The organism is Mesorhizobium sp. L-8-10, from assembly GCF_016756635.1.
Classification (GTDB): domain Bacteria; phylum Pseudomonadota; class Alphaproteobacteria; order Rhizobiales; family Rhizobiaceae.
On record NZ_AP023263.1, the window covers coordinates 2,325,750 to 2,339,273 of the forward strand.

Sequence of the window (13,524 nt, forward strand, 5' to 3'; positions counted from 1 at the left end):
TCTGTCCGTCGGTTGTGCGCAGAACGCCCCATCGGGTTGCAACGCGTTTCGGGAAAACATCGCATGGCTTCGAGGAATGAGCGAATGGACGACGCCCGACTGGCGGCTTTCGTGCGCAGCCAGATCAATGACGCGATCGGCTATGACCAGACCGAGCATTCTCTGCGTCGCGTGAGGGCGATCGAATACTATCGCGGCGAGCTGCGCGACCTCGACGCGAGAGACGGCTGGTCGAAGGTGACCACACGTGACTTGTCCGATCATGTCGGCTGGATACTTCCAAGCCTTATGCGCGTGTTCGCGTCCTCGGATCAGGTCGTCTGCTACGAGCCCCAGGGGCCGGAAGACGAGGGCGTGGACAAGCAGGCGTCGGACTATGTCAACTACGTCTTCTGGCGCGAGTGCAGCGGCTATCGTGTGCTTTGGGACGCCTTCCAGGATGCCCTCATGTTCGGCAATGGTGTCTTCAAATTCTGGTGGGATGCGTCGCCGAAACATGAGCTGCTGGACTATACCGGCCTCTCCGATGACGCATTCACACAACTGGTGAGCGACGACGAGGTGAGCGTTCTCCAGCATCGTCAGGAGATCAAGACGGAGAGGGTACCGGACCCGCAGACGGGCCAGCCGGTGGAGCAACCATACACCTGCCACGACGTGAAGATCCGCCGCGTTTCCGAAAGCGGCCGGCTGCGTATCATGTGTCTGGCGCCGGAGGAGTTCCTGATCGAGCGCGGCGCAACGTCGATCGAGGACGCGAAATTCGCCTGCCACCGTTCGCGAAGGACGCGGCAAAGCCTGATCGACGACGGCTACGATCGCGAGACCGTCCTGTCGATCGGCGCCGACTACGACCTGCAGTCGACCCCCGAAAGGGTCGCGCGGTGGAACCGGGTACTCTACGATCAGAACCATTTCCACTCCGACCCGCTCATGGTCGAGGTGGACGTGTTCGAGGCCTATCTGCGCGTCGACCATGACGGAGACGGCCATGCGGAATGGCGCAAGGTCGTCATCGCCGGGACGACGGGCGACGAGCGTCAGCTCCTGGCGAACGACGAATGGTCGGATGACCTGCCATTCGCCGATGTCGTCCCCAATCCGGATGCGCATATCTGGCGCGGCCGGTCCATGATGGACGAACTGGAGGACGTGCAGAAGATCAAGACGACGCTGCAGCGGCAGACGCTGGATAATCTCTACCTCTCCAACCTGCCGCAGCGCGAAGTGGTGCTTAAGAACGTCTCCAATCCGGACGAGGTGGTGAACCCGACGCCCGGCGGCGTGATCCAGGTCAGTCAGCTCGGGCAAATCCGCGAGGTGCAGACACCCTTCGTGGCGGCCGAGTCCTATCAGATGCTGGAATACCAGGACATGGTGGCCGAGAAGCGGACAGGCGTCTCGCGACAGTCGATGGCGCTGGACCCCGAGGCACTGAGCAACCAGACGGCGACGGGCCAGATGCTGGCGCAGAGTGCGTCCTATTCGAAAATCGAGCTCTACGCCCGCAACATCGCCGAGATCGGGCTGAAGCGTCTGTTCCGTTGCGTATTGAAGCTGATCGTGCGCTACCAGGACCGCCCGAAGATGGTTCGGCTGCGCAACAACTGGGTGCAGATGGACCCCCGCGCCTGGAATGCGAACATGGACGCTACGGTGTCGGTGGGCCTTGGTTCCGGCTCCCGCGATCGCGACATGATGCTGCTCATGCAGATCGCCGGCAAGCAGGAGCAGATCATTGCGCAGGCCGGTCCGATGAATCCGATCTGCAACCTGGCTCAGTATGCGAACACGCTGCGCAAGATGGTGGAGGCATCGGGCCTGAAGGAACCCGACCAGTTCTTCAGTGAGGTGAGCTCCCGGACGGTTCAGCAATTCGTGCAGCAACAGGATCGGCAGGACCAGCCGCAGCCCGATCCGCGGGCCCAGGCCGAGATGGCGCGGATGCAGATCGAACAGCAGAAGTTGCAGCTCGAACAGCAAAGGGCCCAGGCCGGCGCCGAGCTGGACCGCCAGAAGGCACAGAGCCAGGTACAGGCGATGCGTGAGAAGGCCATGCTCGAATTGCAGCTCGCGCGGGAACGGTCGGCCGAAGAGATGAGGCTCGCGGAGGAGCGCGCGGAATTCGAACGCGAGCAGCGGAAGATGGACGCGATCCTCGATGCCCAGCTCCGGCGCGAGGAAATGCTGCTCGAGGCCGAACTTACCCGGGAAGCCAACCAGATGAACAGCGCAGTCACCGCACGGCCGGCCGATACCAACATCGACACTCCAGCCGAGACAGGGATGTGACATGACCTTCAGCGATATCGGGTCACATGTTGGGCCGGTTCGATCTCGCGCGTCAGGGCAGTGACGTGATGAAACCCAACGGTATTCCATCCTCCGAGCTGGAGTTTCTCGTCGGCAGCGAAGGACTGAAGTCCGTCTTCGAGGAGATCGAGAGGGAGGCATTCGAGGAACTCCTGCGATTGCCCTGGTGGGCGAGCAGAAAACGCATGGCCGCGCTATTGGAGCGCGTTCGTGCCACAAGAGAAGTGCAGGCCAGGATCCGGGCGTTGAAAGCCCTGCGCTCCCGCAATGCCGGGCAGCGGGCATAGGCACGACGGCGGTTTCGACCTGTGTGAAGCGGCGAGACTCGTTCGCTCAACATCGACAGGTGGATGCCGGCGTATCCACGCGATCTCAATCGCCGGTGCGGCTGTCGCGCCGACAGGTGCGGCGCGTAATCGCGCAGCCCGGCGGCCGACCTCACCGGTCGCCCTTATCATTTCAACGGCACTGGATGTCGACACATCCAGTGGGGGCGTGGGTGCTGGCGCATCCACGCGGCCTCAATCACCGGCGCGGCCACTCCGGACGCTTGGCCTTCGGCCAACGGGCGTGGGCCGCGCCGTCGCGCACTCCAACGGCCGATACCATCGACCGCTGGTACCACACGGAACCGCCTGATGGAGCATTGTCATGGAAGATGGAGTCAACCCGGACAGCGGGAACTCGGCTTTGAGCCTGGACCAGGGGGCTCATGAACTCACCACCCTTCTCGGCGGAGATCCGCTGGAGGACAGGAGCGGCACGGAGCGCGAGGCAGGCGAGCCACAGATGGCCAACGAAGCCCACGAACCGGACCATGTCCAGGAAGACGAGACAGTGGGCGATCCCTTCGGGGAAGGCCCGCCGGAAGAAGACGCAGCCCAGGAAGGCGACGGCACCGAGGAACCGACGAACGTCCGCCTCTTGGACGGAACCGAGGTCACCCTCGACGACGTCGAGGAATGGCGCAAAGGCAATTTGCGTGACGCCGACTACCGCCGGAAGACGATGGAGCTCGCAGCCACCCGCAAGGAGCTGGAGGCCAGGCTTTCGGAAATCCAGCAGAAGTCCCAGTTTTTCGACGAGAACCTCAATTTCGCCATCGAGCTTGCCGCGGCCCATCTGCCGCAAGCGCCCGATCCATCACTGCTGAACAGCGATCCCATCGGCTACATCCAGCAGAAGGTCGACTACGACACGAGGATCGACCAGTTGCGGCAACTGGCGGCTGCCAGGCAGCAGGCGGATCACGAGCGCCGCCACGAGAGCGAAGTCGTATTCGGGCAGTGGCTCCAGGGCGAGATGCACAATCTCGTCAAGGCGATGCCCGAATTGCGCGACCGCGCGAAATTGAACCAGTTCAACGCGGATCTGGCGAAAGGTATCGAAAAATACGGCTTCACCGCGCAGGATCTCGGGCAGGTCTACGACCATCGCCTGATCCTCCTGGCCAAGGACGCCATGGCCTATCAAAGGATCATGGCGAACCGGCCCAAGGCCCAGGCCAAGGCCAGGGAGGCGCTGCCGCTTCAAAGGCCCGGCCGCCGTGCCGGACCGGCGGAAGCGCAGGCCCGCGCATCCAAGGACAAATGGGACCAACTACGCCGTGACGGCTCCATCGAAAGCGGAGCCGCAGTCCTCCTCGATTTGGTCAAAGGATAATCAAATGGCCCAGATAGCCGGAACGTTTTCGTCCTACGACGCCGTAGGCAATCGTGAAGACCTGGAGAATGCGATTTATCGCATCACACCCCAGGAGACGCCGTTCATCACCATGATCGGCACGAGCAAGGTCGAGGCCGTCCGCCACGACTGGCAGACCGACGAGCTTGCAACGCCTGCGGCGAATGCGCAGATCGAAGGTGACGACTACACCTTCAGCGGCCGTGCGCCGACAAAGCGGGTCGCGAATTTCACGCAGATTTCGTGGAAGCCCATCATCGTCACCGAGACACAGGATGCGGTAAGGAAGGCGGGCCGCGACACCGAACTCGGCTACCAGCTCGCCAAGGCGAGCGTCGAACTCAAGAAAGACATCGAGTTCGCCTGTCTCGGCAATGTCGGCTCCGACGCCGGCAACGACGCCACCGCACGTGTCTCGGGAGGCTTCCCGGCATGGCTCGAGTCCAATGCGGATCGTGGTGCAGGCGGCGCCGATGGCGGCTTCAACTCGAATACGGGCCTGGTGGCTGCGGCGACCGAGGGCACCCAGCGGGCCTATACCAAGGCGCTGATGGACAACGTCATCCAGAGCACCTACCAGGCCGGCGGCAATCCGACGACCATCATGGTGTCGCCCTACAACAAGCGAACCTTCTCCACCTTCATGAGCGACGCCAATGTGGCGCCGTTCCGCCGCGAGGTGCCGGAGAAGAAGAAGCAAGGCATCATCCTTGCGGCGGCCGACGTCTACCAGTCGGATTTCGGCGAACTCGTGGTCGAGCCCAACCGTGTCATGTCGACGAGCGCGGCGCTCGCGCGCAACGTCTTCATCATCGACCCCGACAAGGTCTCGCGCGGCGTGCTTCGCCCTATGAAGCAGGACGAGCCGGCGAAGACAGGCGATGCCAACAAGCGCGTGATCAAGACGGAGTGGACGCTCGTCGTGCGCAACGAAGCCGCGCATGGCGTGATTGCCGACGTGTTCGGCCTCACCGCCGCTTCCTGATGACATCCGGCCGTCGCGAACTGCCGCGGCGGCCCGTGCCCGCAGCGGCGGATATGCGCCGCTGCCCGCCTGTGTTGTTCGCGCGCACCGGACCGAACCGTTTCTATTGCGGGTTCGTTGCCGCAGTCGAATGGAGATCATGATGGACAAGGGTTCCGAACCTGCCGGGGGCGGGCCAAGAAAGGCCAGGAAGTTTCCGGTGAAGCTGCTCACAGGCTATTGGCCGCTCGGCGGGGGCGAAAAAATGCCGGCCGGTTCGGAGGCCGAGCTTCCGGCGGACGAGGCGAAGGATCTCGTCAAACGCGGCCTGGCGGCCCGCAATGACCCCCTGTGACGTCTTCGACGGGGACTGGCGATTGTTCAGCCACGATCCGCAGACCGGCGTCACGAGCTGGTGGCTGGATCTCGGCAACGGCACGGCGGTCATCCGCACCGACACGCCCGTCGATGAACTGCTGGACGAGAACGCCGAGGCCTACAACGACAGCCTGGGCCGTCGCTTCGGCGATGGGAAGGTCGTGGCCTCCATCCCGCTCAACATCTACCACGAGCAGCTTGCAGAGGCCCACCGGCAAGGTGATCGCAACTATGTCAAGCGGTGGCTGAACGACGCCGATCACCAGAAATTCCGCAAGTTCAGAGGGAACGTCTAGATGGCCATCCAGACCCTTGGCGACCTCAAGGCAAGCATAGCCGACTGGATGTTCGACCGGCAGGATCTTGCCGCCGTCGCCGGCGATTTCGTCACGCTCTGCCAAGCGGATCTGAACCGGGTGCTGAGGACGCGCCGGCAGCTCACCAGCGCGACCTTGACGCTTGGCAGCGACGGAGAGGCGGACATTCCCGCCGACTATCTGCAGTTCCGCGAGGTCGCGGCCATCTTCAATCCCCGCCGTGTCCTCGAATTCGTGGCACCTACCTATCAGGATTGGGCATACCCCTACAAGTTCGCCGATCTTCCCAATGTCTTCACGATCTCGGGTGCGAAACTGATCGTGCGGCCGAAGACGAGCGCCGACATCGGCTTCGAGTATTGGGCCAAGCTGCCCGAAATGGTCGACGAGACGGACAGCAACTGGCTGCTGCAGGAACATCCCGGCCTATATCTCTACGGCTGCCTGAAGCATGCCAGCATCTATATCGGCAACCAGGGGCGCGCGGACGCGATGGCCAATGCGCAGGCCGGGCTTATCGATGTTCTGGTGGCTGACGACAGGCTGGGCGTGTATTCGCGCGCCAGCGCACGCATGTCGAGGCGCGGCCCATGATCCCCTTCGCCACCTACGCGCCGGATCGGTCGCCTTTCGATCCCGAGGCGACCGATTCCCTTGAAAACGTCCTGCCGATCCAGGGCGGCTATGGGCCGTTCCCGTCGTTTCGGGCGCTGTCGCAGCCTCTGCCCGAGCGTCCTCAGGGGTCGTACCTCGGCTATGTTAACAACGGCAACTACGTGCTTGTTGTCGGCACCAAGACCAAGCTTCTGATGTTCGACGGCACCACGCTGACGTGGACCGACGTTTCGAAGCCGGGCGGATATTCGACCGCCGACAGCGAGCGCTGGTCTTTCGCTCAGTATGGCTCGTGGCTGATCGCAACCAACAGCGTCGATCCGGTCCAGTACATCGACCTCAACAGTCCCGTTCAGTTCGCCGACCTGTCGGCCGATGCTCCGCGCGCAAAACTCGTCGGCACGATGGGCGATTTCGTCATGCTGTCCCACCTCAACACGAACCAGCGCATGGTGCAGTGGTCGGGGCTCAACCAGCCGCAGTTCTGGTCGCCGCGGCAGAGATCGTCGGACTTCCAGGCCTTCCCCGACGGCGGCGAGATCATGGGCTTTGCGGGCGGCGTCAATGGTTGCCTGATCTTCCACGCCGAAAGCGTCAGGGAAGGCAATCTGGCGCTGGAAACATCCATGGTCATGACCTTCAAGCAGACGCTGACCAACCACGGATGCATGGCGCCGAAATCCGTCGTGGCGACCGGCAGCGGCATCTACTACCTGTCCGATGACGGCTTCTATCGATACGGCATCCCGCCCGTCGGCATCGGGGTCGAGCGCGTCGACAACACCTTCATCGACGACATCTCCCGGCAGGAAATCTACAACGTCTACGGTTCGGAGGATCCGAACAGGAAGATCGTCTACTGGGCCTATCGCTCGATCGCGAACACCTTGGAGAACTCCTACGACAAGGTGCTGCTCTACCACTACGGCGTGGATCGATGGAGCCTGCTAAAGCCGAACAGGATCATGACCGGGCTGATCGACGCGACGACGCCTGGCTTCACGCTGGACAGCCTTTCGAGCCTCGGAATTCCGCTCGATCAGTTGCCCTATTCGCTCGACAGCCGCGCATGGAGCGGCGGCACGCCGACGATTGCTGCTTTCGATACGGACTGGCGGCTCGGCTTCTTCTCCGGCGATCCTCTGCAGGCTGTGCTGCAAACCGGGGATGTCGAGTTGACCAGCGGCAGCCGCACCATCGTGACCGGATTTCGGCCGCTCTGCGATGCTTCGTCGGTTTCCGGCCGTTCCGCTGCCAAAGACCGCGCTGGCAGCCCGCGAAACTGGAAAAATCCGGCGGACGTTTCGGCAAAGACCGGCCTCATCCCGGCGAGGACAAGCGGGCGTTTCCACCGTTTCGAGGTGACGGTGCAGGCCGATCAGCCATGGTCGGCCATCCACGGCGTTGACCCGGAGGGCCAGCCCGAGGGACAGCAATGATGTTTCGGAGAGTGAATGATGGCCGGTATTCTTGATCTTCTGAGCGAACCGATCGATGCGCCGATCGACTATTCGCCGCCCGGCAGGGCGCCTCGGAATTATGTGCCCGGTGTGTTGGAGGCATTGGCGGCGTCGCGCGGCAGAAATGCCGTTTTGAAGGCCTACGAGCCGACCAAGCGCGAGTGGATTGGAGACCGCGTCTTTGACGCCGCCAGGGCTGCGGGCTTCAGTTCTTCGAAAGCCCATGAAATGCGCAGCAACGTTGGCGCCGTGATCGATCTTGTTCCCGGAGCTGGCGCTCTATTGGCGGGCGAAGACGGCGGCCGTGCCTACAATTCCGGCGACTATCTGGGGATGGCAACGGCGGCAATCGGAGCCATACCCGGCGGCAAGCTTGTCGGCAAGCTTGCGAAGAAGGCTTCCCCGACCGTGGCCGCCAAAGTGACAAACGATGTCATCTCGGAACTGCCGATGGACGAAGCAAGCCGGATGGCGCGGGCCAAGGCCATGGGTTATTCCGACGATGTGTTCTGGCGAGGAGAGGCTAACGGGAAGCTGCCCAACGAATATCCGAGCGGCGCGCATTTCTCGCGGGACAGAGAATACGCCGCAGGGTTCGCGCAGAAGGGCGGCCAGCCTGACCCGCGTGAATTCAGGCTTGACCTCTCGAAGGCGTTCACGATCGGCAGGCCGATGACGGCGGGAGAGTACGGCCGGCTTGTCGAGAGTGCTATGGCGCATGACCCGCAACTTGCCGCGCAACTGGCCACACAGTTCGAGCGCTCGCCGGAATATATGGTCGGGTTCGGGAAGGCGAGGCCGGATCAGATGATTACAGATGCGCCGGGCGCTACCTTGACGCATGAACTTGTATCGAAAAGCCGCGCCCTTGAGAATGTGTTCAGGGACGCGGGCTTCAACGCGATCGATTCAGGCCGGGACGTTCGAAAGCTTAACGGGTTCGGGATCAGGTCTGCCCAGGCCGCTTTTGACCCCGGAAAGGCAGACAAGCGAGGAATTCTTCTATCTCTTGGGGCGTTAACTCCAGGGCTTTTCGGGCTGGCGTCCCGCCCTGATCCCAATCAGGACTGACATCAGGCTCGAAGCCCCCCCCGTATCTTTCTGCATGTCGTTCGCAATAGTAGTCCCAGATCCATTGTGGGCCATATAGAGCGTCTTCCCGAGGACAGGTGGCCTTTTCTTCTTCCATGGCGTCAATCGCTTCCTGTAGTAGCCCCTTGTCCATCAAGAACGATGCGCGGTCTATATCGACCTTATTGCCGGAAGCCGCGAGGATGTAGGTGTGGAACACTATCTTTCTCCGAGCTGTTGCTCGCTGAAATCATATCAGATTCCGGTACAGAAAGCGATGCCAGAACCCGGCGCTACCGGACTGCTCGCGCAGCTTCTGCTGAACCAGCCAGCTCAAGACGACAGGTAGGCTCATGAGCGGCAATTTCGTCTCCTATGCCTGCCGGGCTGATCGGCGCGCATCTGACGACGACGGGCAACACGACCGTCTTCACCGCGGTCGGCTATGTGCAGGTGATCGGCATTCGTCTGGCCAATATCGCTGGATCGAACGCGGTCGCGACGGCGAGCCGGTTCAGTTCCGGGGTCAATGACCAGTATCATCTGCTGTTCCAACACGCCGTGCCGGCCAACGAACAGATGTGACTGCCGCTCGAGGCCATCGCACTCTACGAGAACGATCAAATCCGAGTGCAGGCCGAGACGAAGATCCTCTGCACGTGCAACCGGGGTATCGAACTGACCAGTGGGACGCGAAGCGTCGTGACCGGGTTTCGGCCGCTCTGTGACGCTCCCGAGATTTTCGGCCGCACTGAAGTCCGGGATCGTGCCGGCGGTCAAAGAAACTGGAAGAACCCGGCCAACGTTTCGACAAAGACCGGCCTTCCCGGGCGGGGCAAGCGGGCGGTTTCCACCGCTTCGAGGTGACGGTGCCGGCCGATCAGCCAAGGTCGGCCATCCACGGTATCGAACCTGAGGGGGCAAGCGACGTCAAAACCCGGCGCTCCACAGGACTGCTTGCGCAGCTTCTGCTGAATCAGCCGGCTCAAGATGACAGGTAGAGTCCATGAGCGGTAACTTCGTCTCCAATGCCTGCCGGCTGATCAGCGCCCATCTGACGTCGACGGGCAACACGACCATCTTCACCGCGGTCGGCTATGTGCAGGTGATCGGCATTCGGCTGGCCAACGTCACCGGATCGAACGTGGTCGCGACGGTGAACTGGTTCAATTCGGCGGCCAATGATCAGTTCAGGCTGCTGTTCCAGCACGCGGTACCGGCCAACGGCCAGGTGTGGTTGCCGTTGGAGGCATTCGCGCTCAACGAAAGCGATCAAATCCGGGTGCAGGCCGGAACGGCAAACGCACTCGACGTGATCCTGTCGATTTCCGAGATCCCTGGCCGCAGCGGGTGACCTGATGGCGCTGACTATTCGTCTCTCCACGGACATGAGCGTCGCGGAGATGGCACCTCTATGGCCGGATGTCATCGCTTGCCTGGAGCGCTACTGCCGCCGGTTCGGGACCTATGAGACCGTCTCGAACATCGTCCGGGAATGTGCCCAGGGCCGCCGGCAGCTCTGGCTGGTCTTCGACGAGGCGGGCCAGGTGATCCTCACGCCGATCACCGAGATCGTGACGATCGACGCGACGGGGAAGAAGCAACTGCTTCTGGCCGAGGTCGGAGGGCGGCGGTTGCGCGAATGCATGCCGCTGCTGAAGGAAATCGAGGAATGGGCCGCGCGTGAACACGGCACGACCGAATGCCAGTTGGTCGGCCGCAAGGGCTGGAAAAAACTGCTGGAGCCGCTGGGCTACGCCGAAGCGGCTGTGATCTGGCGAAAGGGACTTTGATGAGCAAGAGCACGACTTCGAAGCAGACGAACGAACCCCCGGTATGGGCGAGGCCACTGTTGGAGAAGGCCGCGTCGGAAGCAATGAACCTCTACAATTCGGGCGTCGGCCATAATGTCTACAACGGGCCGACCCGGGCGCCTCTGTCGAGCCAGACGCTGGGCGGCATGAATGCGCTGATGGCCGCCACTGGTGGAACCGGCAAGCCCATTACGAACGAATCCATCAATGCGCTGATCCCGAGCGCCGACATCGAGGCCCAGATCGAGTCCATGAAGCAGCGCAACAGCCAGCTTCCGATGTCGCTGCCCCAGCAGAATTCCGACTCGATCCCGGATTGGGTGCTGCTCGGGGCCAATTCCGACGATCTGGGCACCAAGCTCAGGGCGACCCAGTGGTTGCAGCACAACCGGCCAAAGATGGGCTACACCACCAGACAGGTCTACGGCGGCGGCAGGGGAGGTCGGTAAATGGGCAGCACCACTACGCAGGGCGGCAACAAGGGCACTGCCTCGAGCACCAACACCGGTTCCCCGGTATGGGCGCGAAGCATGGGAAAGCCGGTTCAGCCCGGTACGGCCGCCTATAACGCCATGAACACGCAGCTTCAGACCGGCCCTATTCAGGCCGCGAACGATGTCATCAGCAACCGCGGCATCGGCCAGACTGCGCAGAACGTCATCGGCGATGTCATGGGCGGTGTCGGCGCCAACAACTGGATGAACCAGGCTGCGGCCGTGTTCCAGAATCCCGGACAGATCGGGTCCGGCCAGTTCAACCAGATCTACAACAACGCGCAGAACGTCGGGCAGATCGTCACCGCCAACCTCGAGCGGTTCATGGGACAGGCCGGAAAAGTGGGGCAGATCGGCCAGCAGAACCATCAGAACGTGTATGACCGCGCAGGCCAGCCGGGCGCGGCCGAGCAGTATCTGAGCGGGACGGCCGGAGGTTTGTATCTGGGCGGCTCGCCTTATCTCGACGACATCATTGCCAAAGGCTCGCAGGATGTTGCCGACCAGACGAACCAGATGTTTGCGGCGGGCGGGCGTTATGGCTCGGCCGCGCATCAGGGTACGGTTGCAGATGCTGTCGTCAGCAACGCCAGCAACCTGCGCAACCAGAACTACCAGGCCGAGCGTGACCGGCAGGTGCAGGCGGGCGGCATGCTCGAAAATGCGCAGCAGGGCCGCCTTGGCATCCAGAGCGGCGCGGCCGGCGGCGTTGCGAACGTCCAGGATCGGAACGTCGGCAACCGGATGCAGGGCACTCAGCTCGGGGCGAACATCGCCAACCAGATTGCCGGTGTCCAGGGCCAGAATATCGGCAACTGGCTCCAAGGCCAGAACCTCGGGCTCGGGGCGGCGCAGGGAGCGGCTAACACGCAGGGCCAGAACATCAGCAACAGGCTCAACGCGGCCGGGCAGCTCGGGGGCCTCGGCCAGCAGGCGATGGGCAACCAGTTCGACGCTGCCGGCCTCGAAAATCAGGGGATGAGCAACATGCTGAACATGATCGGCCAGTTGTCCGGCATCCAGAACAACAAGGTGTTCGATGCGAACCAGCAGATGGGCCTTGGCGGCGCGATCGACAACCGTACCCAGCAGGGCCTCAACGACCTGATCAACCAGTGGCAGCAGACCGATATGTCGCCCTGGGCGAGGATCGGGAGCCTGCTGACGACCGGCACGGGATCGGCCGGAAACTGGGGCACGCAGACATCGACACAAACCCAGCCGGTCAATTTTGGCGGCATCCTCGCGGCTTTGCTCGGCGCCATTCCGAAGGCCTCCGACCGCCGCCTGAAAGAGGATATCCGCCGGGTCGGCATGCTCGACAACGGCCTGCCGGTCTATGCCTATCGCTACAAGGGGCAGGCGACCACTGAAATCGGCCTCATGGCCGACGAGGTGGAAGAACGCCACCCCGAGGCGGTCGTCGATGCCGGCAGCGGCTTCAAGGCGGTACATTACGATCTGGCGGTGGGGTAAGTCCGCCGGCTCGCTCGATCCTGCTCGCGAACCCGATGCGCTGTTGGCTGAGCCGAGTGGCGGCAACCGGCGCACGAGCCCTCTGTGTTGTCGTGGCCGGCCCGGAGCGCGGTACGCGAAGCTTGGCGCGGCCAGAGTCAACTCCACAGGCCCGGACCATGGTCCACCCGCCGCCGGACCGGCCGGCGCCACCGGTTTCCTCGGCCGGATGATGGTCGAGAAAGATGCTCGGAACCAACGATCGCAACTTCGACGAACGATGTGAGGGTGACCTCGATGCCTGATTTTCGTGACTTTCTTCCGGATCCGGGTCATCGCCCGGAACTTGTCGTGCCGCCAGTTGACGGATCAATCGGCGCGCAACCGCCCGACGCGGCCAGCGGACGGGTTGCGCAAGCCTTCGAGACGGCCCTCGGGGGCGACCTGGCCGGCCGTTTTGCACGCGATCGGGTGACCGCATTCGCGCAGAGCCTTGCGGAAGACCAGATGGCCCTGTCGCAGCCCTTGCAACGCGATCCATGGGGAGGGCTGCGCGATACGCCCGTAGCGCCGGAACACTGCGGTCCGACGCGTTTGGTGCCGGAGCAAGGCGAGGCAGCCCCGTCGCAGGATGGCGGCTGGGGATGGCGCGAACTCCTGGGAGCGTTGGCGCCGGCGATTGCGGCAGCGGATCCATGGGGACGCAACCAGGGCCTGGCGAGCACGCTCATGCAGCAACAGCAGGATCGCCGGCAGGACGTGATGGCCGCGCGAGGGCAGAACAAGACACGCGACTGGCTGATCGCCCAAGGCATGGACGCGGGAACGGCGGATCTGCTGGTGAGCGACCCGACATTGCTGCGCCAATGGTTCAGTGAGCGGCAAAGACGAGGCTAAGCAGGCTTCGGAAAAGTGTGCCACGGCTTTCCGACAAACAATTTGCGGCAAAGAGAAGCGACG

General features: G+C 62.8%; 15 protein-coding genes. All 15 read left to right on the forward strand.

Annotation, left to right across the window (positions count from 1 at the left end; genetic code table 11):
• Positions 1 to 84 precede the first annotated feature (84 nt).
• The 15 genes from JN280_RS10935 (at position 85) to JN280_RS11005 (ending at position 13,461) form a co-directional block, all read left to right on the forward strand.
• Positions 85 to 2,292 (forward strand): portal protein, encoded by a 2,208-nt coding sequence (locus JN280_RS10935; RefSeq protein ID WP_202312109.1) that lies wholly within the window; start codon positions 85 to 87, stop codon positions 2,290 to 2,292.
• Between the two features lie 29 nt (positions 2,293 to 2,321).
• Entirely contained in the window at positions 2,322 to 2,600 is a 279-nt protein-coding gene (locus tag JN280_RS10940) for a hypothetical protein (RefSeq protein ID WP_202312111.1), read from the forward strand.
• A 364-nt stretch (positions 2,601 to 2,964) separates the two neighbouring features.
• On the forward strand, positions 2,965 to 3,975 hold the full coding sequence (locus tag JN280_RS10945) for a hypothetical protein (protein WP_202312113.1): 1,011 nt from the start codon (positions 2,965 to 2,967) through the stop codon (positions 3,973 to 3,975).
• 4 nt (positions 3,976 to 3,979) lie between these two features.
• On the forward strand, positions 3,980 to 4,981 hold the full coding sequence (locus JN280_RS10950) for a DUF5309 domain-containing protein (protein WP_202312115.1): 1,002 nt from the start codon (positions 3,980 to 3,982) through the stop codon (positions 4,979 to 4,981).
• A gap of 142 nt (positions 4,982 to 5,123) precedes the next feature.
• On the forward strand, positions 5,124 to 5,315 hold the full coding sequence (locus tag JN280_RS10955) for a hypothetical protein (protein ID WP_202312117.1): 192 nt from the start codon (positions 5,124 to 5,126) through the stop codon (positions 5,313 to 5,315).
• Positions 5,302 to 5,634 carry a hypothetical protein gene (locus JN280_RS10960; RefSeq protein ID WP_202312119.1) on the forward strand — a complete coding sequence of 111 codons (333 nt, stop codon included), beginning with the start codon at positions 5,302 to 5,304 and terminating at the stop codon, positions 5,632 to 5,634. The genes JN280_RS10955 and JN280_RS10960 overlap by 14 nt, the downstream gene beginning before the upstream one ends.
• Positions 5,635 to 6,249, forward strand: a complete 615-nt coding sequence (locus tag JN280_RS10965; protein WP_202312121.1) for a phage adaptor protein — start codon at positions 5,635 to 5,637, stop codon at positions 6,247 to 6,249.
• On the forward strand, positions 6,246 to 7,709 hold the full coding sequence (locus tag JN280_RS10970) for a hypothetical protein (RefSeq protein WP_202312122.1): 1,464 nt from the start codon (positions 6,246 to 6,248) through the stop codon (positions 7,707 to 7,709). Before JN280_RS10965 ends, JN280_RS10970 begins: the two co-directional genes overlap by 4 nt.
• Positions 7,710 to 7,727: 18 nt before the next feature.
• Positions 7,728 to 8,801 (forward strand): hypothetical protein, encoded by a 1,074-nt coding sequence (locus tag JN280_RS10975; protein WP_202312123.1) that lies wholly within the window; start codon positions 7,728 to 7,730, stop codon positions 8,799 to 8,801.
• Between the two features lie 375 nt (positions 8,802 to 9,176).
• Positions 9,177 to 9,386, forward strand: coding sequence for a hypothetical protein (locus tag JN280_RS10980; protein WP_202312124.1), 210 nt, complete (start codon positions 9,177 to 9,179; stop codon positions 9,384 to 9,386).
• Between the two features lie 421 nt (positions 9,387 to 9,807).
• Complete coding sequence (locus JN280_RS10985; RefSeq protein ID WP_202312125.1) at positions 9,808 to 10,155, forward strand: hypothetical protein; 348 nt, start codon at positions 9,808 to 9,810, stop codon at positions 10,153 to 10,155.
• A gap of 4 nt (positions 10,156 to 10,159) precedes the next feature.
• Positions 10,160 to 10,594 (forward strand): hypothetical protein, encoded by a 435-nt coding sequence (locus JN280_RS10990; protein WP_202312126.1) that lies wholly within the window; start codon positions 10,160 to 10,162, stop codon positions 10,592 to 10,594.
• Positions 10,594 to 11,064 (forward strand): hypothetical protein, encoded by a 471-nt coding sequence (locus tag JN280_RS10995; RefSeq protein ID WP_202312128.1) that lies wholly within the window; start codon positions 10,594 to 10,596, stop codon positions 11,062 to 11,064. The genes JN280_RS10990 and JN280_RS10995 overlap by 1 nt, the downstream gene beginning before the upstream one ends.
• Positions 11,065 to 12,585 carry a tail fiber domain-containing protein gene (locus JN280_RS11000; protein ID WP_202312130.1) on the forward strand — a complete coding sequence of 507 codons (1,521 nt, stop codon included), beginning with the start codon at positions 11,065 to 11,067 and terminating at the stop codon, positions 12,583 to 12,585.
• 330 nt (positions 12,586 to 12,915) lie between these two features.
• On the forward strand, positions 12,916 to 13,461 hold the full coding sequence (locus JN280_RS11005; protein ID WP_202312132.1) for a hypothetical protein: 546 nt from the start codon (positions 12,916 to 12,918) through the stop codon (positions 13,459 to 13,461).
• The last annotated feature ends 63 nt before the right edge of the window (positions 13,462 to 13,524 follow it).